The organism is Faecalicoccus sp. (genome assembly GCF_036552745.1).
GTDB lineage: Bacteria > Bacillota_I > Bacilli_A > Erysipelotrichales > Erysipelotrichaceae > Faecalicoccus.
In genome coordinates this window covers 1-2,016 of the sequence record NZ_JAXKBY010000057.1, presented here as the reverse complement: position 1 = coordinate 2,016, position 2,016 = coordinate 1, and the positions used below count along the sequence as shown (strand labels likewise).

Here is a 2,016-nt window from a genome sequence, read left to right as displayed (position 1 = left end):
TCACGATACAATGCCCAAGGACTGGATACTGGCCTCTTTGCTCCAAGAGTTACCAGGTTGGGAGTTTCACCCAACTATATCAACTGCACCGAACTGGCGCACCATAAGATTCCTCCTAACGTACGTAGGCTTTGATCAATTTAATTTCCTCATTCTCACTTTCGCCATAAGGTCGAATCGTGTAGGCTCCTACCTGAGCCGGAATGATGAAGGTTTCGGCATAATGCACGACAAATGGTTCAAAGGCATGATCCGGACTTTCCACGATTGCCTCTTTGCCATCAATTAAGTTTAACACATGAACTGTTCCCTGTGTATCATGATTTGTAATATGATCCGTTGTATAACGTCTGGTTTCAATAAATTCCAGGGCATGAAGGCCGGTATGCTCCACCTTACAATCGTTTGCTTCTTCTTTGACTTCATAAACCGCATTGACCAGATTCTCTTTGACCCAAGGAGTTGTACGATACCATTGAATAACTTCTTTACCATGCTCTACATGAACCGGACGTGGTTTTCCATCCAATCCTAAACGCTCCCAATCCCAAAGCTTGAAAGTAAAGATATAAGGTGTAGCACTGATTTCCAGGACCATCGCATTGTTTCCGGAACAATGACAAGTACCGGCCGGAATTAAGAAATGATCATGTTTTTTTGCCGGAAATTTGTTGATGTATTTTTCGGCATCAAATACGATTTCTCCCTTTTGCGCTTTACGCAGATCTTCGATCATCTGTTCTTTCATCTGTTCTTTATCGATGTTTTCTTTTAACCCCAGATAAACGCAGGCGCCTTCACCGGCATCTAAGATATAGTAGCTTTCATCCTGTGTATAAGTCATTCCAAAATTCTTTTTGATATATTCTGTGACCGGATGTACCTGTAAAGAAAGATTTTGACCACCCATCGTATCCAAAAAGTCAAAACGAATTGGGAATTCTGCCCCAAACCGAGCATAAATTTGTTCCCCTAACAGTGCCTTTGGCTGATACAACACCAAATCCATACACGGCAGTTCTACGACAACACCATCATAATCAAAAAGAATGCTGTTTTCTTCCGGTACACCATCAAAACTCCATGCGAAATTCTTTTGTTTCTTATCCAGATGACAAACTTCTTTCATCCATTGTCCGCCCCATACACCTGGATCAAAATAAGGAACGGTTCTAAACGGTCTCGTAGCCAATTGTGCCAGACTGTCACAGAATGCTTGTCCGGTAATCATCTTTGGATCATTCTGTTTATTCGTATCTATGACATAATCGAATTTTTCAAAAAGTCTTGCCTTATGTTTATCCGCAATACGCCATTCAATAAAATAAGCTCTTTTATACTTACGTAAAATATCTTCATCCGGATTGTTGGTTTTATAATTGGTCATCCCTTTTCGATAACGCAGCTGAATTTCCCATCTAGCCATATCAAAATACACCAGAATATCACCAGTCGTCACTAAAGAGGCCCCTACACCATATACGATGGTCAAACCGTTGGCTTGTTGCACCTTTTCCTGAGCTTCCTTCAATTTATCTTCATCGATAAAATCTATAAAATCGCCGTAATACATCTTTCCGAACACACGATCCTCTGTTAGATGGTATTTCATCTGTTCTGTAATGACGGCTTCTTCCTTAAATAAATCATAGCTGGCAATCAAACAAGAAGCATCAAAACGATGAATCAGCTGCATCACTTCTTCTTCATCAACACCTGGGTAATAATCAAATACCAATGTATCATTCTCTTTGATCTTGGAAGACAATTCCTCATAGATCGCATCGTAGCCGCGAATGGCCTTATGATTTTTTATTTTCGTTTTTGGAAACTTGTCATATTTTGATTCAAAATTTAAATAGCTCATCTTAATTATTCTGGTATATTGTAATTGACTCATCTAACTGGTCATCTACAATATACTTCTCCTTTCTTTCAACCTTTTATAACCGTGGTTGAAGACGGTTTTGGTAATTTGTAAAATTGAATATGTGAATGTGGATTTGTATTTTTTTC

1 protein-coding gene is annotated in these 2,016 nt (G+C 39.2%); it reads right to left on the bottom strand.

What is annotated here, in order from left to right; translation table 11 throughout:
- Window positions 1-115: 115 nt before the first annotated feature.
- Window positions 116-1,900 (bottom strand): class I mannose-6-phosphate isomerase, encoded by a 1,785-nt coding sequence (locus U0M88_RS02865; RefSeq protein WP_331868843.1) that lies wholly within the window; start codon window positions 1,898-1,900, stop codon window positions 116-118.
- Window positions 1,901-2,016 lie beyond the last annotated feature (116 nt).